Genomic DNA, 23,615 nt, shown 5'->3' on the forward strand with positions numbered 1-23,615 from the left:
GACCCTGAGCCTGCGCATGGAACGCCACGTCGCCAACGCCGAGCGCGTCGCCGAATTCCTCGACCGGCGCCCCGAGGTCACCGCCGTCGCCTACGCCGGCCTTGAGTCCTCGCCCTGGCACGACCGTGCCCGGCACCTGGCCCCCCGCGGCGCCGGGGCGATCGTCACCTTCGAACTCGCCGGCGGCATCGACGCCGGCAAGCAGTTCGTCAACGCGCTGACCCTGCACAGCCACGTCGCCAACATCGGCGACGTGCGCTCGCTGGTCATCCACCCCGCCTCCACCACCCACTCCCAGCTCACCGCCGCCGAACAACTCGCCGCCGGCGTCACCCCCGGCCAGGTCCGCCTCGCCGTCGGCATCGAACACATCGACGACATCCTCACCGACCTCACCACCGGCCTCGAGGCGGTCGCGTCTTGACGGCGCGCGTCGACCGGCGCCACGTGGAGCTGCCGCCGGAGGACGGCCGTCTCGGGACGGTCGACATCGGGCCGCTGACGCTCGAGTCCGGCGCGACCCTGCCCGACGTGACCGTGGCGGTGCAACGATGGGGCCGGCTGTCGCCGTCGCGCGACAACGTCGTCCTCGTCGAACACGCCCTCACGGGGGACTCGCACGTGACCGGGCCCGCCGGACCCGAACACCCGTCGCCCGGCTGGTGGACCGGGATGGTCGGTCCGGGCGCGCCGATCGACACCGACACGTGGTGCGTCGTGGCGACGAACGTGCTGGGCGGCTGCCGCGGCACCACCGGACCGGGTTCGCCCGCTCCGGACGGCAAGGCGTGGGGTTCCCGGTTCCCCGGCATCACGGTGCGCGACCAGGTCGCCGCCGAGGTCGCGCTCGCCGATGCGCTCGGCATCGACAGGTTGGCGGCCGTCACCGGAGGGTCCATGGGCGGCATGCGGACGCTCGAGTGGATCATCGGGTATCCGGAACGGGTGCAGGCGGCCCTCGTCCTCGCCGTCGGCGCCCGCGCCACCGCCGACCAGATCGGCACCCAGACCACGCAGATCGCCGCCATCACCGCCGACCCGGACTGGCAGGGCGGGGACTACTACGGAACGGGACGGGTGCCGCGGGCCGGGCTGGGCATCGCACGGCGGATCGCACACCTGACCTACCGGACCGAGGGCGAACTCGACACCCGCTTCGCCAATTCCCCCCAGGGAAGCGAAAACCCCTGGAACGGCGGACGATACGCGGTGCAGAGCTACCTGGAGCACCAGGCCGACAAGCTCGTCGCGCGGTTCGATCCCGGTACGTACGTCGCGCTCACCCAGGCGATGAACCGGCACGACGTCGGACACGGGCGGGGCGGTGTGGCCGCCGCACTCGGATCCACCCCGGTGCCGACGATCGTCGCCGGCGTGGACTCCGACCGCCTGTATCCGCTGCGGCTGCAACAGGAGATCGCCGACGGCCTGCCGGGCTGCGACGGGCTGCGCGTCCTCGAGTCCCGGGACGGTCACGACGGTTTCCTCACCGAGGCCGACGCCGTCGCCAAACTCCTGACCGAGCTCGTCACCCTCGCACGAGGCTGAGGGCCGCGCGCCGCCGGGCCGCGGCCCGGCGGCTCATCCGGTGCCGAGCGGATCGATCGAGACCGCCAGGGCGATGACGAGTCCGCCCACGACGAGGAGCGCGGACACGTCGAAGGCCCGGCTGCGCACGGCGAGCACACCGACCTGATCCTCGGGCACCCACAGGCGCAGCAGACCGGCGAGCAGGGTGGCGCTGCCGAAGACGAACGCGCCACGACGCCACCGGTCCGCCAGGACGAGGATCACCGCCGCGGCGATGACGACCGTCACCGCCAGCAACGGCAGGTTCCGCCGGGCCAGCCGCAACCAGCGCTCCGCGCCGGCCAGGTGCACCACGGGCTCAGCGGCCGGCGAGCTGTTCGGCTCGCTCGACCACGTTCGCCAGCAGGAACGCACGGGTCAGGGGGCCGACGCCACCGGGATTGGGCGACAGGAACCCGGCAACCTCGCCGACGTCGGCGGCCACGTCGCCGCGCAGGCCCTCCGGGGTCCGGCTCACACCCACGTCCAGGACCGCCGCACCCGGCTTGACCATGTCCGCGGTGATCAGTCCCGGTACACCCGCAGCGGCGACGACGATGTCCGCGCGCCGTACTTCCGCTGCGAGGTCCTTCGTGCCGGTATGGCAGAGGGTGACCGTCGCGTTCTCGCTGCGGCGGGTGAGCAGCAGCCCGATCGGCCGGCCGACGGTGACGCCGCGGCCCACCACCACCACGTGGGCGCCCGCGATCGGCACCTCGTACCGGCGCAGCAGATGCACGATGCCGCGCGGGGTGCACGGCAGGGCCGCCTCCTTGCCGAGGACCAGGCGGCCGAGGTTGATCGGGTGCAGACCGTCGGCGTCCTTGTCGGGATCGATGCGCTCGAGCGCGGCGTTCTCGTCCAGGTGCTCAGGCAGCGGCAGCTGCACGATGTAGCCGGTGCAGCCGGGGTCGGCGTTCAGCTCGTCGATCACCGCGTCGAGCTGCTCCTGCGTCGTGTCGGCAGGCAGGTCGCGGCGGATCGAGTTGATCCCGACCTTGGCGCAGTCGTTGTGCTTGCCGCGCACGTACGCTGCCGATCCCGGGTCGTCGCCGACGAGCACGGTGCCCAGGCCGGGGGTGATGCCCTTCGCCTTCAGCGCGGCCACGCGGGCCGTCAGGTCCTCGAAAATCTCGTCGCGGGTCGCTTTGCCGTCCAGGATCGTCGCAGTCACAACCGTCATTGTCTCAGGTCGCCCGGCAACGTCGGACGCAGCCTCACCGACGGGCACGCTCTCGCACCGGACAGCCGCACGTCCGGCACCGCGCGGCTGTCCGCTCCGGGCGCAGTCGGTCCCCGGCGGCACCGCCGGAGGTGCGGCTGGCAAGCTGAATCGGTGTTCCGAGTGATGTTCTACGAGCCGCGCATCCCACCCAACACCGGCAATGCGATCCGCATGGTCGCCGGGACCGGCTGCGAGCTGCATCTGGTGGGGCCGCTCGGATTCGATCTCTCCGAGCCGAAACTGCGCCGCGCGGGCCTGGACTACCACGATCTGGCGTCGGTGAGCGTGCACGAGGACCTCGAGGCCGCGTGGGCCGCGCTGCGGCCGGAGCGGGTGTACGCGTTCACCGCGCATGCGAGCGTGTCGTATGCCGCACTCGAGTACCGGCCCGGCGACGTGTTCCTCTTCGGGCCGGAACCCACGGGACTGCCCGACGAGGTGCTCGCCGATCCCCACGTCACGACCCGGGTGCGGATTCCGATGCTGCCGGGCCGGCGTTCGTTGAACCTGTCGAACGCGGCGGCGGTGGTCACGTACGAGGCGTGGCGTCAGCACGGTTTCGCGGGGGCGGTCTGAACCGGCCGGGCAACGGACCCATCCGCGCCGGGGACGGCCCCGAATCCCCTTCGACGCCGCGCGGAGCCTCGTCGTGAGGAGACGCCGCAACTGTGGGAACGTGGAACGGGGAGGTGGAGACGTCGTGACTCTTGTCGTGCTGGTCGACCGCGACGGTCGGGAAGTGGGAACGGCCGAGAAGGTGGCAGCGCACCGCCCTCCGGCGCCGCTGCATCGAGCCTTCTCGGCGTTCCTCCTCGATGCCGACGGCAACGTCCTGCTGCAACGCAGGAGCCTGGACAAGTACCACTTCGCCGGCCTGTGGGCCAACAGTTGCTGTGGGCATCCCCTCCCGGGTGAGAGCGTGCTCGACGCTGCGGCCCGGCGTAGCTGGGACGAACTGGGTGTGCGCCCGTCGGACCTGCGGGAAGTGGCCTCGGTCGTCTACTCTGCCCACGATCCGGACTCGTCGCTCATGGAGCACGAGTTCGACCACGTCGTCGTCGGACGCGTGCACACGGCTCCTCGTCCTGTTCCGAGCGAGGTGGCCGAGGTACGGTTCCAGTCCCTCGCCGAGGTCGTGCGCGACGTCGAGCAGACCCCACAGGTGTTCGCGCCGTGGATGCCGCACGTCCTCGGCGCGGTGCTGCCGGCGCTGGCCCGTTAGGCCGCCCGGCCGGTCCCGGCGACGGGCCGGACGTCGGCGTCCCGCTTCTCGTCGCAGGAGAAACGGACGCAGCATCGAAATGTTATACGTCGTTATCATTTCGTGATTTTCCCGCGTCGGGTGTGACACCCGCGCCGGGAATTCTCGGTATCCGGACCACTCCGGGACACCCGGCGACGCGCTCGCCGCCCGGCAGTCGGACGAACGAGTCGGAGAACAGACATGGCGGCACCACACCTCCCCCACCGTCCGAAGAACCCGTCGGCACTGCTCGAGGATCCGCACGCCGGGATCGTCCTCGCGGGCGTCCTCACGGTCGTGGGTGTGCTCGCGGCGGTGGCGATGGCCGGTTCCGCGCTGCTGGCCGTCGCCCTCGCCGTCATCGTGGCCGGTGCCGTGGCCGTCGTCGCCGCCGCTGTCTGACGGCGCGGTGAGGACGCACTTCAGTGCGTTCGGTCAGACCCCGACTTCGATGTCGCGACCGGACTGCTGCCAGGCGACGGTGCCGCCGGCCACCGACACGGCGTTGATGCCGCGGCCGGTGAGATAGCTGGCGGCCTGCGAACTGCGTCCTCCGACCGCACAGATCACGTAGACCGTCTCCGCGTCCGGAATCTCGTCGGCGCGGGCGACGAACTCGCTGAGCGGAATGAGCGTCACTCCGGGCACCCGCACCTGCAGGTACTCGTCGCGCTCACGGACGTCGATGACAGGGGCACCGGCGGCGAGCGCGGTGTCCAGGGCGGCCAGGCCGACCTCACGCATCCTGGTCGTTCCTCTCCGGGTTCGGGACTGGTTCCGGTTTGCCCCGCCGCGCGAGGAGCCGGACGATCACGTAGACGACGGCTGCGCACACGGCGAGAAACCCCACCCACGGTAACGCGACGCCCAGAGCGACCACCGACCCGGCCAGTGCCGAGCGCAGCGCGTCCCATCCGGCGAGGACTCCGTCCCAGAAGCTGTCCCGGTCCGCACGGCGCTCCGCCGAGATGTCCACGGTCAGCGTGGACAGCTCGATCTGGTCTGCGAGGTAGCGCTGCTGGGCGACGAGGCCGTCGAGTTCGCTCTGACGCTGGGCCAGCGCGTTCTCGGCCTCGATGAGGTCGGCGGTGTTCGCGGCGGAGGCCATCAGTGCGCGCAACCGGTCCACGGACGACTGCAAGGCCGCGATCCGCGCCTCGAGATCGGTGTACTGGAGCGTGACGTCCTCGCGGGTGGTGGTCAGGCTGGTCACGTCGCCGAGACCGCGGATGTCCTCGATCGTCCCGGTGAGCCGGTCCGCCGGCACCCGGACGGTCAGCACACTGCTGGTGCCCGGCTGCTCGGTGACCGAGTCCACCCGCCCGCCCGCGGCCTCGACGAGCGTCACCACCTGTCGTCCGGCAGCGATCGGATCGTCGGCACGCAGAACCAGGTAGCCGGTGACGATCTCCTTGCGCGCGGTGGGCTGCGCGTCCGCGGGTGCCGATTCGCGGGTGCCGTCGGACAGGGACGGCTGCGGCGGTGCGGCTGCGCTCCCGTCACCCGGTCCTTCCCCGCCTCCGGCGCATCCGGCGAGGAACAGCAGGGCGAGCAGGATCACCAGGGGGCGTCGCATGCCGCAGGATGCTAACGGAAGTCGCGGGACTTTCCGATGATGCGCAGATCCATGCGCTGCAACCGGTCCGCGACCACCGTCACCGCCCCTTCCGCGTTCTGCACCCGTCCACGCACCAGCAGCGCCGGTGCGGTGTGCGCGAGCGTGCGGTAGCGCGCCCACAACCCCACGGAGCACACCACGTTCACCATCCCGGTCTCGTCCTCGAGGTTGAGGAAGGTCACACCCTCGGCGGTCGCGGGTCGCTGCCGGTGCGTGACCGCGCCTCCCACGAGTACCCGGGCCCCGTCGGCGACCTGCAGCAGCTGTGCTGCCGGCACGACACCGAGCGCGTCGAGCTGCGGGCGCAGGAACTGGGTGGGATAGCTGTCCGGGGAGATCCCCGTCGCCCACACGTCCGCGGCGGCCAGTTCGACATCGCTCATGCCGGGCAAGGCGGGGGCCTGCGTCGAAGCGCCGACGCCGGGCAGCCGGTCGGGCCGCTGCGCCGCCGCGGCGCTCGCCGCCCACAGCGCCTCCCGGCGGGTGATGCCGAAGCACCCGAGGGCTCCCGCCGTGGCGAGGGCCTCGGCCTGGGCGGTGCCCAGTTCGACCCGCCGGGACAGTTCCGGGAACGACGTGTAGGGGCCGTGCGCCGTGCGCTCGGCGACGATCCGTTCGGCGAGCGCGTCACCGAGGTGGCGGACCGCGCCGAGGCCGAGGCGCACCTCGCGGCCGCGGTTCTCGGTGGTGGCATGGGCGAGGCTCACGTTCACGTCCGGCCCGTGGACCACGACACCGTGACGGCGGGCGTCGGCGACGAGGGACTGCGGGGAGTAGAACCCCATCGGCTGCGCGCGCAGCAGGCCCGCACAGAATGCCGCGGGATGATGCAGCTTGAACCACGCCGAATAGAACACCAGGGCCGCGAAACTCTGCGAATGACTTTCGGGGAAACCGAAATTCGCGAAGGCATAGAGCTTCTCGTAGATGCGGTCGGCAACGTCGCCGGTGATGCCGTGCCGCTCGCGCATACCGTCGTAGAGCCGGCCGCGCAGCCGTTCCATCTTCGCGGTCGAACGCTTGGCCCCCATCGCCCGGCGCAACCGGTCGGCCTCGGCCGCCGTGAACCCGGCCGCGTCGACGGCCATCTGCATCAGCTGCTCCTGGAACAGCGGTACCCCGAGGGTGCGTTTCAGGGCTTTCTCGAGGCAGGGATGGTCGTAGGTGACGGGTTCGAGCCCGTTGCGGCGCCGGATGTACGGGTGCACGGACCCGCCCTGGATGGGACCCGGCCGGATGAGTGCCACCTCGACCACCAGGTCGTAGAAGACACGCGGCTTCAAGCGCGGAAGGGTGGCCATCTGCGCACGGGACTCGACCTGGAAGACCCCGACGGCGTCGGCGCGGCGCAGCATCTCGTACACCTCGTCCTCCGCGAGGTCGAGACGCGCGAGATCCACCGTGATCCCTTCGTGCTCGGCGACGAGGTCGATCATGTAGTGCAGTGCGGACAGCATGCCCAGCCCCAGAAGGTCGAACTTGACCAGTCCCGCGGCGGCACAGTCGTCCTTGTCCCACTGCAGCACGGTGCGGCCCGCCATCCGGGCCCATTCGACCGGGCACACGTCGGCGACGGGACGGTCGCAGATCACCATCCCGCCGGAATGGATGCCGAGATGGCGCGGCAGTCCTTCGACCTGTGCGGCGAGTTCGAGGACGGGCGACGGGATGTCGGTGTCCGTCTCCTGGTCCACACCGTGCCACCGGGTGACCTGGCGGCTCCAGGCGTCCTGCTGGCCCTGCGCGTAGCCGAGAGCCCGCGCCATGTCGCGGACGGCGGATTTGCCGCGGTAGGTGACGACGTTGGCGACCTGAGCGGCGTGGGTCCGCCCGTACTTGGCGTAGACGTACTGGATGGCCTCCTCCCGCCGATCGGATTCGATGTCGATGTCGATGTCGGGAGGTCCGTCGCGTTCCGGGGACAGGAAGCGTTCGAAGAGCAGTTCGTTGCGGACCGGGTCGACGTTGGTGATGCCGATGGCGTAGCAGACGGCGGAGTTGGCGGCCGAACCTCTCCCCTGGCAGAGGATGTCGTTGTCCTTGCAGAAGGTGACGATGTCGTGCACCACGAGGAAGTAGCCGGGAAAGTTCAGCCGGCCGATGACGTCGAGTTCGTGCTCGATCTGACGGTAGGCCGCCGGATCGTCCTCGGGGGTGCCGTAGCGGTGCCGTGCCCCGTGCAGGGCGAGTTCGCGCAGCCGGCTGAGTTCGGTATGCCCCTCCGGTACGTCGAACGGGGGCAGATCCGGGGCGATGAGCCGCAGGTCGAACGCACAGTCTCGGGCGAGTTCGGCGGCCCGGCGGACGGCACCGGGGTGGGCGGTGAACAGTTGCGCCATCTCGGCACCGGAACGCAGATGGGCACCACCGGTCGGGAGGAGCCGCCCCGCGGCTTCGTCGAGACTCTGCCGGTCGTGGATGGCGGCCAGCGCTGTCGCCAGTCGCCGGCGGTGCGGCGTGGCGTAGTGGGCCGCCGTGCTCGCAATGCACGGAAGACCCTGGCGATCGGCGAGTTCCGCGAGGAACGCGTTGCGTTCGCCGTCCTCGGGGAGACCGTGGTGAGTGAGCTCGACCGTGACCCGATCGGCACCGAAACGCTCGACGAGGTCGCGCAGGGCCGCCTCGGCCGCCTCGGGGCCCCCCACGTCGAGGGCTCGGCGGACGTGCCCGCGTCGGCAGCCGGTGAGGATCTGCCAGTGCCCACCGGCCGCATCGGTGAGCGCGTCGTAGTCGTAGCACGGCCGGCCCTTCTCCCCACCGGTCAGATGCGCGGCGGCGATCTCGCGGGACAACCGCCGATACCCCTCCTGCCCCCGCGCGAGGACCAGGAGGTGCGTCTCCTCCGGAGACCCGGCGGCGAGGGAGAGTTCGGCGCCGAACACGGTTCGCATCCCCAGTTCGCGGGCGGCCTCGGCGAAGCGCACGACGCCGTAGAGACCGTCGTGGTCGGTGAGCGCAACGGCTTCGAGACCGAGGCGCACCGCCTCCTCCACGAGTTCCTCGGGGCCGGAAGCGCCGTCGAGAAAGCTGAATGCCGAATGGGCGTGCAGTTCGGCGTAGGGCACGACGGGCCCGTCGGGCGGCCGGACGCGCGGTTCGTACTCTCCGCGGGTGCGCGACCAGGCGGGACTGTCGCTGCCGTCACCGGGGAATTCGACGTCGCGCCGGGGCCGGCCCGACAACACGCGTTCGAGCTCCGACCAGGTCGGCGGCCCACTCCCCCAGCCCATCCCTGCACCGCCTTCGGCTCGACCGTCTACGCGTATCGTACATATGTTCGATTTGCGCGATCCGCCGGGCGGACGGTCACCGCCGCAGTTCCGCCGGACTTTCCAGCCGCCCCAGCTTGTGGGGGTTGTTGACCGCGTAGAGGTGAGTGATCCGGCCGTCCTCGACCACCAGACTCACCGCAGCGGCTGCGCCCTCGACCTCGAATCGCACGCCCGGCATCCCGTTGAGCCAGGCGCCGGCCGCCACGAAGCCCGGGGCCTGGGCGAGGCGGAGCAGCAACGCCGTCAGCCTCTCGGCTCCGGCGATCGGTTTGCGGGCCGCCGGCACCACCCCGCCGCCGTCGGCGATCGCCACCACGTCCGGGGCAAGCACCTCCATCAGACCTTGCACATCGCCCGTCGCGAGGGCCGACATGAACTTCTCGACGACTGCCAGTTGCTCGGCCGGCGCCACCCGCATCCGCGGTCGCCGCGCCGCGACGTGCCGGCGGGCACGGTGAGCGATCTGCCGGACCGCGGCCGGGGCCTTGCCCACCACCTCGGCGATCTCGTCGTAGGGCGTATCGAACACCTCACGTAGGACGAACACCGCCCGCTCGACCGGACCGAGGGTCTCCAGCACGGTGAGCATCGCGATCGAGACGCTCTCGGCGAGTTCGGCGTCCTCGGCCACGTCGGGACTCGTGAGCAGCGGCTCGGGTAGCCATTCCCCGATGTACTCCTCGCGTTGCCGCGCCAATGCCCGCAGCCGGTTCAGCGCCAGCCGCGTGACGATCCGGACCAGGTAGGCGCGCGCATCCCGCACGTGCGTCCGGTCCACGTCGGCCCACCGCAGCCAAGTCTCCTGGACGACGTCCTCGGCGTCGGCGGCGGAGCCGAGCATCTCGTAGGCGACGGTGAAGAGCAGGTTGCGGTGGGCGACGAACGGGTCGTCGGTCACGACTTCGACGCTACGGCGAGCGGCTCGAGATTGCAGGCGGCGGACAACCCCTGCGACTCGATGCCGAATGCCGTGTTGGAGCGGGTCATGAAGTTCACCAGCGCGATGTAGGCGGTCAGCTCCACCATCGCGGCCGGGCCGAGCGCCTCCAGCAGCCGGGCCGACAATTCGTCGGTGACCGTCGGCGGCGTCTGCGTCATTGCCTCGGCGTACTCCATGACGTCGCGCTCCAGCGGCGTGAACACATCCGACTCACGCCACCGGGGCACCTCACGCGCCTTCCTCAGATCCAGCCCCTTGTTGTGGGCGTCGAAGTAGCCGAGGTCCAGGCAGAAGCTGCATCCGACCAGTGCGGCCACCGCCATGTGGGCGAACGACTTCAGGTTCTCGTCACACCGGTCCCACTTCCGAATCCGGCGAGCGACCGCGAATCCGAAGTTCAGCACCCTCCGGTTGTGCCACATCACCCCCACCCCCTCGGGCACGTCGCCGAGCACCTTCCGGGCCGTCCGCTCGACGAGCGCGCCGTAGAGGCCGGTCACCTCCGCTTTCGGGATCCTGCTGGTCATGATTCCTCCTCCGATCGTCTGTTCTCGGCATGGAGACACCGGCCACGAACCGGATGTGACAGCCGGGCCGGAAATCGCGGCCGGGGCGGCCGAACCGACGAGAGCACCCCGTCGAGAACTCCACCGGCGCCGGTGGCCTTACGAAACCGGACGAATGGTTTTTCGGTGGTATGCTGCGAGCGCTACCAGAGACAGACCTCCGGGACGTGCCTTGTGCCGCGGCACGGACGGGCCTCTGGTGGCTCCGCAGGGAGCGGAGGGTGAGGTTCCGTTCGGGCAGGCTCGGGGGGCCGGCCCGAACGGAACACCTCCGTCCGCACCCGGTCACGCAGGGCGGCCGACGAAGCGAGGAGTGGACATGCCCCGGGACTCCGTCGGTGCACCGACCGTCGAACCGGCAGCCACTCCGGCCGCTGCGAACCCCCCGTCCGAGACTTCCGCCGCCGGGCGCCCGGCCCAGCAGCGCGCGATCCGGACCCGCCAGCAGATCCTTCTCGCCGCCGCCCGGTTGTTCGCCGACAACGGCGTCCACGGCACGGCCCTCGCCGAGGCCGCGGCCTCGGCCGAAGTGACCAAAGGAGCGCTGACCTTCCACTTCCCCACCAAGGACGCCCTGGTACAAGCGTTGATCAGCGAACAGGAACAGCGCACCCGCACCGCGATCGGCGCTGTCCTGCACACCGACGTCCCCGCGCTCGAGCAGCTGGTCGCGCTCACCCATGCGCTCGGCCGGTTGTTCACCGAAGACCTGATCGTCCAGGCCGGTCTGCGGCTGACCGGCGAGTACGAGCGCGCCGACCGCGAGGCCTACCGGAGCTGGATCACGGTGTTCGAAGGCCTGTTCCGGCGCGCGTCGGACGAGGAGGAACTGAGCGCCCGGCTGGACCCGGCCGCACACGCCCGGTTCCTCGTCTCCTCCGTTGCGGGGGTGTACCTGCTGTCGATGGTTCTCGCCGGCCGCGCGGACCTCGAGGCCCGCCTCGACCAGATGTGGGAGCTGTTGCTCCCCAGCATCGTCCGTGCCGATCGGCACGATCGGATCCCGGCGATCCGCTCCGCGCGCTGACTGGTTCCCCACCCTCCGAGACGGGCGGTTCGTACAGACGTGCGTCGCCGGGGCGGATCGCCGTACCGGACCGAAGCCACCGGGAGGAATCGCGACGAGAAGGCGGTTCCCGCGGTATCGGCCGAGTAGCGGGCCCGGCAACTGCCCGCTCGTCACAGGAACCTCCCGTTCGGCCCGCTGGGAGCACCCGCGCACACCGGTCCATTTCGGGGTTGTCCCCCATCCCGATTTCGGGTGTGCGCCCGGATGTGCCGCTCCGCCCACCGCAGCAGTATCGATCTCGTGAAGCGGATCCTGCTGCAACTGTCCGCCGCCGCGGGCGCCGTCATCGTCGTCGTCACTGCGATCGCGGCAGGCGTCGTCGTGCACGCGTGGAACTCGGCGGTGGTCGACACCACCGGACAGGTCACCTTCGACCGTGCGCTGCACATCCCGCCGCTCGCGACGAGCGAGATCGCACCCGACGGGGTCCGCGTGTTCGACCTGACCATGCAGCGCGGCACCACGGACCTCGGGCACGGTCCCGGCACCCGGACCTGGGGCGTGAACGGGGCGTATCTCGGGCCGACGTTGCGTGCAGGCCGCGGCGAACAGGTCCGGGTGAACGTCACCAACGATCTCGGCGAGGCGAGCACCCTGCACTGGCACGGCGTGCACCTGCCGGCCGTCGCAGACGGTGGTCCGCACCAGGTGATATCTCCGGGGGCGACGTGGAGCCCGCAGTGGACGATCGACCAGCCGGCCGCAACGCTGTGGTACCACCCGCACCCGCACGGCGCCACCGCCGACCACGTCTACCGCGGGATCGCCGGGCTGTTCCTGCTCGACGACCCGGCCGGCGGTCCGCCCCTGCCCGACCGGTACGGGATCGACGACATCCCACTCGTGGTGCAGGACAAGCGGTTCGACCGCGATCAACTCGACACCGACGAAGCGATGTTCGCCGCCGTCGGCCTCCTCGGCGACGAGATCGTCGTCAACGGCACCCCGCGGCCCTACCTCGACATCACCACCGAGCGGGTCCGGCTGCGATTGCTCAACGCCTCGAACGCTCGCGTCTACAATTTCTCCTTCGATACCGGTCTGCCGTTCCTGCTCGTCGGCACCGACGGCGGCCCGCTCACCCGTCCGGCACCGATGCGCCGAATCCAGCTCTCCCCAGGCGAGCGCGCCGAGATCGTCGTCGCGCTGCCCGCAGGCGCGACGACCGTGCTCCGCAGCACCCCGCCGGACCTGGGTGCGGACTTCTGGCAGACCAGGTTCTCCGGCGGTGACGACGAGTTCGACATCCTCGAACTGCGCGCCGCGCATACGCTCGCGCCGAGTGCGCACGCACCGGAAGGACCGGTCACCCACGAGGATCCCGGTACCCCCGCCGTCACGCGGCACCTGGACCTCACCGGCTCCGGCACCATCGACGGCCGCGCGATGGACATGTCCCGCATCGACCAGACCGTCGCCGCCGGCGCCACGGAGGTGTGGGAGGTCCGCAACAGCAGCGGGGCGATCCACAACTTCCACGTCCACGGCACGAGCTTCCGCGTACTCGGCGACGGCCATCCCGCCCTGTCCGGACCGAAGGACACCGTCTACATCGCACCGGGGCGCACCGTCCGATTGCTGATGCGGTTCACCGGCCACCCCGATCCCGCGGCGCCGTACATGTACCACTGCCACCTGCTCCGGCACGAGGACGACGGCATGATGGGGCAGTTCGTCGTCGTCGGCCCGGGTGCGGGGCCGCCACCCGAACCGCCCGCCCACACCGCCGTCCACGAGTAGCGTGCGTCCTATGACGTCCGCGATCCGGATCGACGGACTGGTCAAGCGATTCGGACGCTTCACTGCGCTCGACGGCCTGGATCTGGAGGCCGCCGCGGGCGAGGTGCACGGTTTCCTCGGCCCCAACGGGGCCGGCAAATCCACCACGTTGCGGGTCCTGCTGGGTCTGCTTCGCCCGGACGCCGGGCACGTCGAACTGCTCGGCGGCGACCCCTGGCGCGACGTGGTGAGCCTGCACCGGCGGCTCGCCTACGTGCCGGGCGATGTGAGCCTGTGGCCCGGAATGACCGGTGGGGAGGCGATCGATCTGCTCGGACGGTTGCGCGGCGGGCTCGACCGGCGGCGCCGCGCAGATCTGCTCGACCGGTTCGAGCTCGACCCGACCAGGCGCGGGCGTACCTATTCGAAGGGCAATCGGCAGAAGGTGGCGCTCGTCGCGGCACTGGCCTCGGATGTGGAACTGCTGCTGTTCGACGAGCCGACCTCGGGGCTCGACCCGGTCATGTCCGCGGTGTTCCACGACGAGATCACCCGGGAGAAGCAGCGCGGGCGGACGGTCCTGCTGTCGAGTCACGTGCTCAGCGAGGTCGAGGCGCTCGCCGACCGGATGAGCATCATCCGCGACGGTCGGGTCGTCGAGACCGGCACGCTCGAGGACATGCGTGCGGATCTGCGCTCGACGATCGACGCGGTCCTCACCGCACCCGTGGCCGACCCGACGGCACTGACCGCACTGCCCGGGATCCACGACGTGCGGATCGACGGCCCGCGCGTGCACTGCGCGGTCGAGCACGGCCACGCCGGTCCGGTGCTCGCGGCTCTGGGCCGCAACGACATCCGCAGCATCACCGTCTCGCCACCGTCCCTCGAGGAATTGTTCCTGCGGCACTATCACCGGCACGGGCAGGGCCCGACGTGACGGCCTCGTGGACGGGGATGCGGCCGCTGCTGCGGGCCACCGTCGAGCAGGACCGCGGCAGCGTCGCGCCGTGGATCGTGCTCGTCACGGCGCTGTCGGTGTCGTCGGTCCTCGCCTACGGCTGGGTGTTCACGGATGCGGCGAGCCGCCGCACCCTCGATGCCACCCTCGGCGCGAACCCGGCGCTGCGGGTCGTGTTCGGCCCGGCGCGCGACCTGACGTACGCGGACGGATTCAACGCGTGGCGGGCCGGGGCGCTCGGCGCATTCTTCACGGCCCTGATGGCCATCCTGGCCGTCACCCGCAACAGCCGTGCCCACGAGGATTCGGGTCAGGCCGAACTCGTCGCCTCGGGCGTCGTCGGCCGCCAGGCCCGGCTGGCGACGGCCGTCGCGTGGTCGTCGCTGGCCTCCGTCGTGCTCGGTGTCGTCTGCGCGGGCGCGACGATCCTCGTCGGCGGCGGTGTCGCCGACTCGGTCACGCTGGCCGCGACGTTCACCGCGTCCGGGCTGGTGTTCGGTGCGCTCGCCGCGGTCACCGCCCAGCTGGGGTCCTACGCGCCCACCGCCAACACCCTGGCGGTCGGGGTGCTCGGGGCCTGCCTGCTGGTCCGCGCCTACGTCGACGTGGTCGCCCCCGACGGATGGGCGATCTGGACGACCCCGCTGGGCTGGGTGCAGCAGGTTCGTCCCGCGTCGGGAAACGACTGGTGGCCCCTGGCGGCCTGCCTGGCGCTGACTGCGGTACTGCTGCTGATCGCTTTCGTCCTGCAGGCCCGGCGCGATTTCGGGGTCGGTGTGATCGCGCCGTCGCCGGGGCCCGCCGAAGGCGGCGCCGCAACGAACGTGTGGGGCCTGGCGCTGCGTCTGCACCGCGGCGCGCTCGCCGCGTGGACGACGGTGTTCGTGGCGCTCGGGGTGGTGTTCGGTTTCATGTCCACCACGTTCACCGAGGTCTTCGCCGACAATCCGGCACTCGGATCGCTGCTCGGGAGCGGACGCGGCTCGCTCGTCTTCGGTTTCGTGGTGACGATGCTGCAGCTGATGGGCATCGTCGCCGCCGTGTTCGGGGTCCAGGTGATGATGCGGCTGCGCGCCGAGGAACTGGCGCTGCGCGTCGAACCGGTGCTGGCCGGGGCCCTGACCCGGACCCGGTTCTTCGCGTCGCACGCGGGAATTGCGCTGCTCGCCCCCGCGGCGACGCTGCTCGTGGGGGCGACGCTGTTCGCGTACGTCTCGTCGGCGCGGGGTGGACGGATCGCGGCCGGAGATCTGATCCGGCAGGCGCTCGTGACGATCCCGGCGGTGTGGGTGCTGGTCGGGCTCGCGGTCGCGGTGATCGGCGCCCGGCCCCGGGCGCGGATGCTCGGCTGGCTCGGGGTGGTCGCGGCATTCGCGCTGACGATCCTGGGCCCGCTGTTCCGGCTGTGGAACTGGATTCTGGGAATCAGTCCGTTCCGGCACGTGCCCGTGGTGACGGCGGCGCCGCCGCAGTGGCTCGGGCTCGCCGTGCTCACCGTCGTGGCCGCCCTGTTCGTGGCCGTGGGGTTCGCGGGGTTCCGGCGCCGGGACGTCGGCTGAGGACCGGCCGCACTACAGTCGCGGAGCATCGGGTCGTCACCGGGAACGGAGCACCGCATGAACCGTTGGGCCACATTCGTCGTCGACCGGCGCTGGTGGGTGCTCGGGCTGGCGGTCGTCGTCGTCGTGCTCGCGGGCATCTGGGGCGCCGGGGTGTTCGGGCGGCTCTCGCAGGGCGGGTTCTACGACCCCGGCAGCGAATCGGCCGAGGTGCAGCGCATCGTGGACGACAATTTCGGTCCCCAGACCGCCGACATCATCGCGATCTACACCCCGCCGCCCGGGCGCACCGTCGCCGACATCGGACCCGAGGTGACCGCGGTGCTCGATCGGTTCGCGGCCGAGGTGCCCACCCATTCGATCGACTCCTACTGGTCGGCCACGCCGCCGGCGAAACAGTTGCTGCTGTCGAAGGACGGCGGCAGCGCGGCGGCGGCCGTCACCCTCGAGCCCGGCTCGGAGATCACCGTCCAGACGTTCCAGGGCCTGCTCCCGAAACTCGAGGTCCCCGGTGTCGACGCGCAGTTCGCGGGAAACTCGGTCGTCGGCGTCGCGTTCACCACCCGGCTCGAGCGCGATCTGCTGTTCGCGGAGGCGATTGCGCTGCCGGTGACGCTGGTGCTCCTGGTGTTCATCTTCGGCGGTCTCGTCGCCGCAGCGGTCCCGGTGTTCGTCGGGGTCCTCGCCGTCCTCAGCGCCCTGGCGACGCTGCGTCTGCTCACGATGTACACCGAGGTGAGTTCGTTCGCGCTGAACGTCACGTCCCTGATCGGTCTGGGCCTGGCGATCGACTACGGCCTGTTCATCGTCAGCCGTTTCCGGGAGGAACTCGACTCCGGCGCCGACCCGGCCACCGCGACGCATCGCACCGTGCTCACCGCGGGCCGCACGGTCATGTTCTCGGGGCTGTTGCTGATGTGCGCCTTCGCCGGAATGCTCGTGTTCCCGCAGGCCCTGCTGCGGTCCCTGGGTCTCGGCGCGATCGCCGCGGTGCTCAGCGCGGCGGTGCTCTCGCTCACCGCGATTCCCGCACTGCTGGCGATACTCGGGCACCGCATCAACGCGCTGACGTGGCGTGAGGGCGCCGCGCGGCGGGGCGAGGCCCGGGCCCGGCGCTTCTGGGGGTCGGTGGTGACGAAGGTGATGCGCCGGCCGGCGCTGGTGGCGGTGACGATCACCGCCGGTCTGCTGCTGCTCGCCACGCCGCTGCTGCGCGCCTCCTTCGGCGAGATCGAGTACACCGCCCTGCCCGCGGGTGACCCGGCGCGTGCCGCCACCCAGACACTGCTCGACGAGTTCCCCTCCACCGGCAACGGCGTCACGCTCGTGCTGCGGGGTGACGACGGTTCCGGACCCGCCCCGGCCGCGGTCACGGCGGTGTCCCGCGCGGCGGCGGAGGTGGACGGCGTCGCGCAGACCGTCACCGTCGCCGCACGGAACGACGTCGTGGTCCTGCTGGCGCTGTACGCCCAGGGTGTGGAGGAGACGCCGCAGGCGGGCGAGATCGTCCGGGAGCTACGGGATCTGCCGCCCCCGCCGGGCACCGACCTGCTCGTCGGCGGCGGCCGGGCGATGGTCGACGACAGCAATGCCGCGATCGCACGCTCGATGCCGGCGATGATCGCGGTCATGGTGCTCTCGACCCTGGTGCTGCTGTTCCTGGCATTCGGGTCCGTGGTGCTGCCGCTCAAGGCGGTGGCGATGGCGGGTCTGAGCCTGGCGGCCACGTTCGGCGTGCTCACCTGGGTGTTCCAGCTCGGCAACGGAGCGGAGCTGCTGGGCGTGACCCCCAGCCCGCTGGAGCCGAGCTTCGTGGTGCTGATCCTGGCGGTGGTGTTCGGCCTGTCCACCGACTACGAGGTGTTCCTGATGTCGCGCATGGTGGAGGCCCGGGCCGCCGGAGCGAGCACGGAGGAGGCGGTGCGGTTCGGCACCGAGCGCACCGGCCGGGTGGTGACCTCGGCGGCGTTGCTGCTGATCGTGGTGACCGGCGCGTTCACGATCTCGGGACTGTCGATCATGCGGTTCCTGGGCGTGGGGATGATCCTTGCGCTGATCATCGACGCGACCGTGGTGCGGATGCTGCTGGTGCCGTCGCTGGTCAAGCTGATGGGCGAGGCGAACTGGTGGGCGCCGGCGTGGATGAAGCGGGCGCACGCGAAGGTCGGCATCGGACACTAGAATCCGTTCTTACCTTGCAGTAGGTTCGGGCCATGGCCACGTACCTCGTCACGGGCGGCACCGGTTTCCTCGGCACGCACGTGCTCGGCCGACTGCTCGCGACCCACCCGGACGCCGACATCCATGTGCTGGTCCGGCCGGCGTCGCTGCCGAAGTTCGAGGCCCTCTGCAGGCGCCTGGACGGTGGGTCCCGGCTGCACGCACTGCTCGGCGATCTCACCGAACCGGGTCTCGGACTCGACCCCGCCACGGTGCCGCCGGCCGAGCACGTCCTGCACCTCGGCGCGATCTACGATCTGACCGCCGGCGAGGAACAGGCGACCACGAACGTGGCGGGTACGCGCGCGGTGATCGCGCTCGCGCTGGAACTGGGCGCGACCCTGCACCACGTCTCGTCCGTGGCCGTCGCCGGTGATCACCGCGGCACGTTCGCCGAGGACGACCTCGACCTGGGCCAGCACTTCCCGTCGCCGTATCACCGCACCAAGTTCGAAGCCGAGAAGGCGGTCCGGGCGAGTCCGGTGCGCCGGCGCATCTACCGGCCGTCGGTGATCGTGGGCAGTTCCACCACAGGCGAGATCACCAAGATCGACGGTCCCTACTATTTCTTTCCTGCCCTGGCCGCGCTGGCGGCGCTGCCGTCCCGGCTGCCGCTGGTCCTGCCCGACCTCGGCGATACCAACCTGGTGCCGGTCGACTACGTCGCGGCGGCGATCGTCGAACTGATGCACCGTCCCGGATCGGACGGGTGCACCTTCCATCTCGTCTCCCGCCCGCAACCGGTCCGCGAGGTGTTCGCGGCGCTGGCCGCCGCGGCCGGCGCCCCCGCCCCCGTCGCCGGCGTGCCCGGCGCGCTGGTACGTCCGCTGTTGTCGAGCAGCGCGCTTCCCGGCCTGGACACCGTCCGTCGTCTCGTGCTGCGCCGGGCGGGCATCCCACCGGTCGTGCTCGACCAGCTGACCTTCCCGAGCCGGTTCGCCGACCGCAACACCCGGGAGGCCCTGCGCGGCAGCGGCATCACAGTGCCCGAGTTCGCCGGGTACGCCCCGGTGCTGTGGCGCTACTGGCGCGAGCACCTCGACCCCGGCCGGGCCCGCCGCGACGATCCGCGCGGACCGCTCGTGGGACGGCACGTGCTGATCACGGGCGCCTCCTCGGGCATCGGCCGTGCGAGCGCGATCGCCGCGGCCCGCGAGGGCGCCGTCGTCTTCGCGCTCGCCCGCCGCGCCGAGGAACTCGACGCGGTCGTCGCCGCGATCCGCGCGGACGGCGGCAGCGCGTACGCCTACCCGTGTGACCTCACCGACTCGGCTGCGGTGGAGCACACCGTGCAGGCGATCCTCGCCGAGCACGACCACGTCGACATGCTGGTCAACAACGCGGGCCGCTCGATCCGGCGCGGGCTGTACCACTCGACGGACCGGCTGCACGACTTCGAACGCACCATGGCGGTCAACTACTTCGGCGCCGTGCGGTCGACCCTGGCCGTGGCTCCGCACATGCGGGCGCGCCGGTTCGGGCACATCGTGAACATCAGCACCGCCGGGGTTCAGGCCCGCACCCCGCGATACGCGGCGTACATCGCGTCGAAGTCCGCGCTCGAGGGGTTCGCCGACGTCGCCGCCTCCGAAATGCGGGACGACGGAATCACGTTCACCACCATCCACATGCCCCTCGTCCGAACCCCCATGATCGAACCCTCCGGGTCGTACAACCCGGGTCCGGCGATCAGCCCGGAGGACGCCGCGCAGATGGTCGTCCGGGCCCTCGTCGAGCGGCCCAAGCGCATCGACGTGCCGATCGGGACCGTCGGCGAGTTCGCCGGCATCTTCGCCCCGGGTCTGCGGGATCGGATGTTCGCGCTCTACTACCACGCCTACCCGGATACGCCCGCCGCCCGCGGTGAGAAGTCCGACGCGCCTCCGCAGTTGCGGACGCCGACCCGTCCGGCGCTCCCGAACCCCGCGGTGCTGCGCCGAGTCGGCCGGCTGCTGCCCGGCGTGCACTGGTGAGGCGGCTCCGCCGCCGGTGTGTCCTTCGGGTGGCTGGGACCGCCCGAAGGACACACCGCTAGAGGACCGCCACCAGTGGGCGCACCGGCTTCGGCTCGGCGCCGCAGCTGACCGGACGCGGCGGCAGCTGCCGGGTCTCGACCCGCACGCGCCAGTGACGGCCGTCGCGGTGCCGTACCACCGCTGCGGCGTCGCTCTCGTCGACGACGAACGCATCGGCATCCGCGGCCACCTGCTCACGCACCGCGATCTCGGCGACCTGCCCGGCCGCGGACCAGCTGCTGCGCCCCCGCAGCCCCGGCAGGTACACCTCCCCGCGAGCGGCGGCCGCCATGGCGTCCCGGCTCTGCGCGACGTCGAGCCGGCCGTAGGTGTAGCCGGTGGGCAGCAGGATCAGCGACGGAGCGAACCGGTGCCCGCCGGTGTGCGAACACTCCCACACATCCTCGCCGAACTCCGCGGCCAGCGCCGCCGCCACGGGACGCCCCAGCACGGCGCAGCACCGGTCCCGCTTGCCATGGGCACACACCAGTGCGACGGGCCGGCCCTCCGCACGGCCGAGGCCGGGCGCGGGACCGGCGACGACGTGCGGGATCAGATCGAGCAGTTCCTTCGGCTCCCCGACCTCGAGTCGCTCGCACCAGCTGCTGCCCGGATCGGACCGGGCCAGGAGCACGGTGCGGGCGCTGCCGGGACGCGACGTGTCGCGGCCGGGTCGCCGGATGAACAGCAGCCGCACGCCGGCGGCGTCGGCCGCGGCCGAGAACTCGCCGGCGAGGTCGGGACCGAGAGCGGTGCCGTCGAGGACGTCGCGTCCCCAGCCGGACGGCATCTCGAGGCACACCCAGCCCGGAGCGGTGGCGGCGGTTCCAGGCAGTGGCTCGTCGAGCGCGGACGCCGCCGAGCAGGTGGGAGGAAATTCAGGGCTCACCCGCTCATTGTGTCCGTCCGGGCTGGTCGTGGAAGCGACGACCCTCCGCGAGTTGCTGCACGAAGGTCTCGATGCGGCGGGCACGGGTCTCCGGGCGCTTCGCGGCCTGCAGCCGGTAGGCGATCGCGAAGCGGTTGCGACCGTCGAGCGTGTCGTAGAAGGCCCGCGCGGCGGGATTGTCCGCGAGGGCGTCGAGGAAGTCCTGTGGCACCTGCGCGGTCGCCTGGCCGGCGTAGGCGCGCTCCCAGCGGCCGTCTGCGCGGGCGCGGGCGACTTCCGCAGCCCCGGCCGCGCTCAGCCGCCCCTCGGCCTCGAGGCGCTCGACGAGTTCGCGGTTGCGCTGCGACCAGGGGCTGCGGGCACGACGCGGGGTGATGCGCTGGAGGCGGAAGTCGTCGTCGAGCCTGCGTGCCTGACTGTCGATCCAACCGTGGCACAGTAGTTCCTCGACCACCTCGGCGTAGGTCACCGACGGATGCGCCGACCCCTTCTTGGCGAGCTTGACCCAGATGCCTGGCGAATCGGTGTGGTGCTCACGCAGCCAGGTGGCGAAGGACTCCCGATCGGGGAAGTACTCGACAGGCAACTCGTCGGCCATGGTCATCTCCCCAGCCGGCGCAGGCCGGCCCGCGTCCACAGACCGAGGAAACCCTGGGACAGATAGGCGAGGGAGCCGAGCGCGAGCACCCACTTCACGGTGCTGACCGTCGTCGCCGCCCGGACCGCGGTGTCGGTGATGCGGTCCCGGTGGTCGAGCAGATACAGACCCGCGACGTTCTCGACGTAGTCCGCGGACGCGGCTACTGCGGGGGCGACGGCGAGGGCACGGCGGATGCGCGCCGGCACGGGCCGGTGCTCGGCGAGCGATCGCGCGCCGGCACGCAGCGCGAGGGCAAAGGTCAAGGGATGCAACAGATCCCAGTAGTAGTGTCGGCGATACCGCGCGACGGTGTCTGCGTCGAGTCCGTCGAGAACGGCACGGTATGCCGCCGCCGATCGAGCGGTCTGGATCCGTCCCACCGCCGGCGCGGCGGGGCCGAGCACGCGGGCGATGTTCGCCTGGGACACCACGAACAGCGCGGCCGTGGCGAGGAGTCTGCGATCCGGAGCAGTCGGAGCCATGGGGCGATCGTAGGTGGTGTGACGCACGTCGCCCGGCTCGTATTCGAATCTGCCGTTCCCCCGCGAGTACAGTGGGCGCGGTGTTGTTCCTGACGTCTCGGCGATACGTCGACCTCGAGCTCCAGGCGAGCGCCATCTGTTCGCGCTCGCTCTGACGACCGCTCCTCCAGGAACCCTCCCGTCGTAGGCCGCCGCATCCGGCGCTGTGCTACGACTTCTTCATTCGAAAGGCACACCCATGCCCGACACCGCCCTGTCCGCGCGCGCCGAGAAGACCTCGCGGCGCCTGCCACGATGGGCCACCTCCTTCGGCCCCCAGATCGTCCTCGGTCTCGTCGTCGGCGTCGTCGTCGGTCTCGTCGCACGAGCGATGCCCGACGCCGCCGACGGCAACGAGAACTGGCTCGTGGGCACCGTCCACACCCTAGGTTCGAGCTACGTCAAACTCCTCACTGTCGCGGTGATCCCCCTGATCTTCACCGCCATAGTGAGTTCCATCGCGAATCTGCGCGAAGTGACCAACGCCGCGCGTCTCGCCGTACAGACTCTGCTGTGGTTCGCCTTCACAGCCTTCGTCGCGGTGATCGTCGGCCTCGTCGTCGGTCTGATCGTCGAACCCGGTGCGCGCACGGACGTCAGCACCTCGGCCGAGAAGGCACCCGGGACCACCGGCTCCTGGTGGGCATTCCTCACCGGCCTGGTGCCGAACAACTTCCTCGGCCTCAACGTCAAGACCACGCTTGCCGAGGGTGCGGCCACCACGACGCTGAGCTTCAACGTGCTGCAGCTGCTCGTCGTCGCCGTGGCCGTCGGTATCGCCGCCCTGAAGGTGGGGGACAAGGCTGCACCCTTCCTCGAAATCAACGCGTCTCTGCTGGCGATCGTGCAGAAGGTGCTGTGGTGGATCATCCGCCTGGCCCCGATCGGCACCGCCGCGTTGATCGCGAACGCCGTCGCCACCTACGGTTGGGACGCCATCGGTTCGCTGGGATGGTTCACCGCCGCCGTCTACATCGGCCTGGCTGTCGTCTTCTTCGGGGTGTATCCGATCCTGCTGCGCATGCACGGGTTGTCGGTGCGCAGCTTCTACTCCGGCGTGTGGCCGGCGACGCAGCTCGGTTTCGTCTCCCGCTCGTCCATCGGCACCCTGCCACTGACCGAGCGCATCACGGAACGCAACCTCGGCGTCCCACGTGAGTACGCCGCGTTCGCTGTTCCGCTCGGATCCACCACCAAGATGGACGGCTGCGCCGCGATCTACCCCGCCGTCGCGGCGATCTTCGTCGCCGAGTTCTACGGCGTACCGCTGGGCATCACCGACTACCTGCTGATCGTGATCGTCGCCGTCGTGGGTTCGGCCGCCACCGCGGGCACCACCGGCGCGACGGTGATGCTGACCCTGACGCTGTCCACCCTGGGTCTGCCGCTGGCCGGGGTGGGGCTGCTGCTCGCGGTGGAGCCGATCGTCGACATGGGCCGCACCGCCGTCAACGTGACCGGCCAGGCCCTGGTGCCGACCATCGTCGCCAAGCGTGAAGGGATCCTCGACCGAGAGCGGTACGACGCCGACCGGCGCGGCGAACCGTTCGCGGACGAAGACGCCGCTGTCGCCGCGGTCTGACGATCTG

22 protein-coding genes are annotated in these 23,615 nt (G+C 71.0%); 12 read left to right on the top strand and 10 right to left on the bottom strand.

The genetic code is table 11. The annotated features are described in order from the left end of the window. The coding region (locus QYS60_RS22390) for a PLP-dependent transferase (RefSeq protein WP_371384320.1) at nt 1-424 on the top strand (424 nt) is incomplete at its 5' end. Further along, nucleotides 421-1,548 carry a homoserine O-acetyltransferase gene (locus tag QYS60_RS22395; protein ID WP_040783352.1) on the top strand — a complete coding sequence of 376 codons (1,128 nt, stop codon included), beginning with the start codon at nt 421-423 and terminating at the stop codon, nt 1,546-1,548. The genes QYS60_RS22390 and QYS60_RS22395, both read left to right, overlap by 4 nt. 33 nt (nt 1,549-1,581) lie before the next feature. Here the strand turns inward: QYS60_RS22395 and QYS60_RS22400 are convergent, their stop codons facing one another. Beyond that, nucleotides 1,582-1,884, bottom strand: a complete 303-nt coding sequence (locus tag QYS60_RS22400; RefSeq protein WP_003937991.1) for a DUF3017 domain-containing protein — start codon at nt 1,882-1,884, stop codon at nt 1,582-1,584. Between the two features lie 4 nt (nt 1,885-1,888). Continuing rightward, nucleotides 1,889-2,743, bottom strand: coding sequence for a bifunctional methylenetetrahydrofolate dehydrogenase/methenyltetrahydrofolate cyclohydrolase (locus QYS60_RS22405; protein ID WP_289380636.1), 855 nt, complete (start codon nt 2,741-2,743; stop codon nt 1,889-1,891). 162 nt (nt 2,744-2,905) lie between these two features. Here QYS60_RS22405 and QYS60_RS22410 point away from each other — a divergent pair, with 162 nt between their 5' ends. The 3 genes from QYS60_RS22410 (at nt 2,906) to QYS60_RS22420 (ending at nt 4,439) form a co-directional block, all read left to right on the top strand. Continuing rightward, nucleotides 2,906-3,370, top strand: coding sequence for a tRNA (cytidine(34)-2'-O)-methyltransferase (locus QYS60_RS22410; protein ID WP_003937993.1), 465 nt, complete (start codon nt 2,906-2,908; stop codon nt 3,368-3,370). Nucleotides 3,371-3,494: 124 nt separating this feature from the next. Beyond that, nucleotides 3,495-4,016, top strand: coding sequence for an isopentenyl-diphosphate Delta-isomerase (idi, locus tag QYS60_RS22415; RefSeq protein ID WP_235157466.1), 522 nt, complete (start codon nt 3,495-3,497; stop codon nt 4,014-4,016). A gap of 222 nt (nt 4,017-4,238) precedes the next feature. Continuing rightward, nucleotides 4,239-4,439 carry a hypothetical protein gene (locus tag QYS60_RS22420; RefSeq protein WP_003937995.1) on the top strand — a complete coding sequence of 67 codons (201 nt, stop codon included), beginning with the start codon at nt 4,239-4,241 and terminating at the stop codon, nt 4,437-4,439. Nucleotides 4,440-4,472: 33 nt separating this feature from the next. Here the strand turns inward: QYS60_RS22420 and QYS60_RS22425 are convergent, their stop codons facing one another. From QYS60_RS22425 to QYS60_RS22445, 5 genes are all read right to left on the bottom strand, one after another. Continuing rightward, nucleotides 4,473-4,781, bottom strand: a complete 309-nt coding sequence (locus QYS60_RS22425; RefSeq protein ID WP_003937996.1) for a rhodanese-like domain-containing protein — start codon at nt 4,779-4,781, stop codon at nt 4,473-4,475. Then, nucleotides 4,774-5,613 carry a DUF4349 domain-containing protein gene (locus QYS60_RS22430; protein ID WP_289380634.1) on the bottom strand — a complete coding sequence of 280 codons (840 nt, stop codon included), beginning with the start codon at nt 5,611-5,613 and terminating at the stop codon, nt 4,774-4,776. Before QYS60_RS22430 ends, QYS60_RS22425 begins: the two co-directional genes overlap by 8 nt. 11 nt (nt 5,614-5,624) lie before the next feature. After that, on the bottom strand, nt 5,625-8,885 hold the full coding sequence (locus tag QYS60_RS22435) for an error-prone DNA polymerase (RefSeq protein WP_371384321.1): 3,261 nt from the start codon (nt 8,883-8,885) through the stop codon (nt 5,625-5,627). 76 nt (nt 8,886-8,961) lie between these two features. Then, entirely contained in the window at nt 8,962-9,825 is an 864-nt protein-coding gene (locus QYS60_RS22440; RefSeq protein WP_289380632.1) for an RNA polymerase sigma-70 factor, read from the bottom strand. Continuing rightward, nucleotides 9,822-10,394, bottom strand: a complete 573-nt coding sequence (locus QYS60_RS22445) for a carboxymuconolactone decarboxylase family protein (protein ID WP_289380631.1) — start codon at nt 10,392-10,394, stop codon at nt 9,822-9,824. Before QYS60_RS22445 ends, QYS60_RS22440 begins: the two co-directional genes overlap by 4 nt. A 358-nt stretch (nt 10,395-10,752) precedes the next feature. On the opposite strand from QYS60_RS22445, the gene QYS60_RS22450 reads away from it, so the two are divergent. The 6 genes from QYS60_RS22450 to QYS60_RS22475 all read left to right on the top strand — a co-directional run bounded on the left by QYS60_RS22450 (nt 10,753) and on the right by QYS60_RS22475 (nt 19,934). Further along, nucleotides 10,753-11,460: a ScbR family autoregulator-binding transcription factor gene (locus QYS60_RS22450; protein ID WP_289380630.1), complete on the top strand. Its 708-nt coding sequence runs from the start codon at nt 10,753-10,755 to the stop codon at nt 11,458-11,460. Nucleotides 11,461-11,706: 246 nt separating this feature from the next. Further along, nucleotides 11,707-13,242: a multicopper oxidase family protein gene (locus QYS60_RS22455; RefSeq protein ID WP_371384322.1), complete on the top strand. Its 1,536-nt coding sequence runs from the start codon at nt 11,707-11,709 to the stop codon at nt 13,240-13,242. A 10-nt stretch (nt 13,243-13,252) separates the two neighbouring features. Then, nucleotides 13,253-14,161 carry an ATP-binding cassette domain-containing protein gene (locus QYS60_RS22460; protein WP_371384323.1) on the top strand — a complete coding sequence of 303 codons (909 nt, stop codon included), beginning with the start codon at nt 13,253-13,255 and terminating at the stop codon, nt 14,159-14,161. Beyond that, nucleotides 14,158-15,741 carry an ABC transporter permease gene (locus QYS60_RS22465; RefSeq protein WP_371384324.1) on the top strand — a complete coding sequence of 528 codons (1,584 nt, stop codon included), beginning with the start codon at nt 14,158-14,160 and terminating at the stop codon, nt 15,739-15,741. Before QYS60_RS22460 ends, QYS60_RS22465 begins: the two co-directional genes overlap by 4 nt. A 57-nt stretch (nt 15,742-15,798) precedes the next feature. Continuing rightward, nucleotides 15,799-17,922 (top strand): MMPL family transporter, encoded by a 2,124-nt coding sequence (locus tag QYS60_RS22470; RefSeq protein ID WP_371384325.1) that lies wholly within the window; start codon nt 15,799-15,801, stop codon nt 17,920-17,922. A 32-nt stretch (nt 17,923-17,954) separates the two neighbouring features. After that, complete coding sequence (locus QYS60_RS22475; protein WP_371384326.1) at nt 17,955-19,934, top strand: SDR family oxidoreductase; 1,980 nt, start codon at nt 17,955-17,957, stop codon at nt 19,932-19,934. A 58-nt stretch (nt 19,935-19,992) separates the two neighbouring features. On the opposite strand, the gene QYS60_RS22480 is transcribed toward QYS60_RS22475, so the two are convergent. From QYS60_RS22480 to QYS60_RS22490, 3 genes are read right to left on the bottom strand one after another with little or no spacing between them, the layout of a single operon-like run. Beyond that, nucleotides 19,993-20,865, bottom strand: coding sequence for a sucrase ferredoxin (locus tag QYS60_RS22480; RefSeq protein WP_371384327.1), 873 nt, complete (start codon nt 20,863-20,865; stop codon nt 19,993-19,995). 4 nt (nt 20,866-20,869) lie between these two features. Next, complete coding sequence (locus QYS60_RS22485; protein ID WP_371384328.1) at nt 20,870-21,463, bottom strand: YdeI family protein; 594 nt, start codon at nt 21,461-21,463, stop codon at nt 20,870-20,872. 2 nt (nt 21,464-21,465) lie between these two features. Further along, on the bottom strand, nt 21,466-21,987 hold the full coding sequence (locus QYS60_RS22490) for a hypothetical protein (protein WP_371384329.1): 522 nt from the start codon (nt 21,985-21,987) through the stop codon (nt 21,466-21,468). 238 nt (nt 21,988-22,225) lie between these two features. On the opposite strand from QYS60_RS22490, the gene QYS60_RS22495 reads away from it, so the two are divergent. Further along, nucleotides 22,226-23,608: a dicarboxylate/amino acid:cation symporter gene (locus QYS60_RS22495; protein ID WP_003938010.1), complete on the top strand. Its 1,383-nt coding sequence runs from the start codon at nt 22,226-22,228 to the stop codon at nt 23,606-23,608. Nucleotides 23,609-23,615: the final 7 nt, after the last annotated feature.

Origin of the sequence: Rhodococcus sp. GXMU-t2271, from assembly GCF_041414735.1 — a bacterium.
GTDB classification, from domain to species: Bacteria; Actinomycetota; Actinomycetes; order Mycobacteriales; family Mycobacteriaceae; genus Rhodococcus; species Rhodococcus indonesiensis.

Bases quoted from the DNA above. Each gene is read 5' to 3' on its own strand.
- QYS60_RS22420 (WP_003937995.1), top strand. From the start codon at position 4,239: ATGGCGGCACCACACCTCCCCCACCGTCCGAAGAACCCGTCGGCACTG.
- QYS60_RS22425 (WP_003937996.1), bottom strand. From the start codon at position 4,781: ATGCGTGAGGTCGGCCTGGCCGCCCTGGACACCGCGCTCGCCGCCGGT.
- QYS60_RS22430 (WP_289380634.1), bottom strand. From the start codon at position 5,613: ATGCGACGCCCCCTGGTGATCCTGCTCGCCCTGCTGTTCCTCGCCGGA.
- QYS60_RS22435 (WP_371384321.1), bottom strand. From the start codon at position 8,885: ATGGGCTGGGGGAGTGGGCCGCCGACCTGGTCGGAGCTCGAACGCGTG.
- QYS60_RS22445 (WP_289380631.1), bottom strand. From the start codon at position 10,394: ATGACCAGCAGGATCCCGAAAGCGGAGGTGACCGGCCTCTACGGCGCG.
- QYS60_RS22450 (WP_289380630.1), top strand. From the start codon at position 10,753: ATGCCCCGGGACTCCGTCGGTGCACCGACCGTCGAACCGGCAGCCACT.
- QYS60_RS22455 (WP_371384322.1), top strand. From the start codon at position 11,707: ATGTGCCGCTCCGCCCACCGCAGCAGTATCGATCTCGTGAAGCGGATC.
- QYS60_RS22460 (WP_371384323.1), top strand. From the start codon at position 13,253: ATGACGTCCGCGATCCGGATCGACGGACTGGTCAAGCGATTCGGACGC.
- QYS60_RS22470 (WP_371384325.1), top strand. From the start codon at position 15,799: ATGAACCGTTGGGCCACATTCGTCGTCGACCGGCGCTGGTGGGTGCTC.
- QYS60_RS22475 (WP_371384326.1), top strand. From the start codon at position 17,955: ATGGCCACGTACCTCGTCACGGGCGGCACCGGTTTCCTCGGCACGCAC.
- QYS60_RS22485 (WP_371384328.1), bottom strand. From the start codon at position 21,463: ATGGCCGACGAGTTGCCTGTCGAGTACTTCCCCGATCGGGAGTCCTTC.
- QYS60_RS22490 (WP_371384329.1), bottom strand. From the start codon at position 21,987: ATGGCTCCGACTGCTCCGGATCGCAGACTCCTCGCCACGGCCGCGCTG.
- QYS60_RS22495 (WP_003938010.1), top strand. From the start codon at position 22,226: ATGCCCGACACCGCCCTGTCCGCGCGCGCCGAGAAGACCTCGCGGCGC.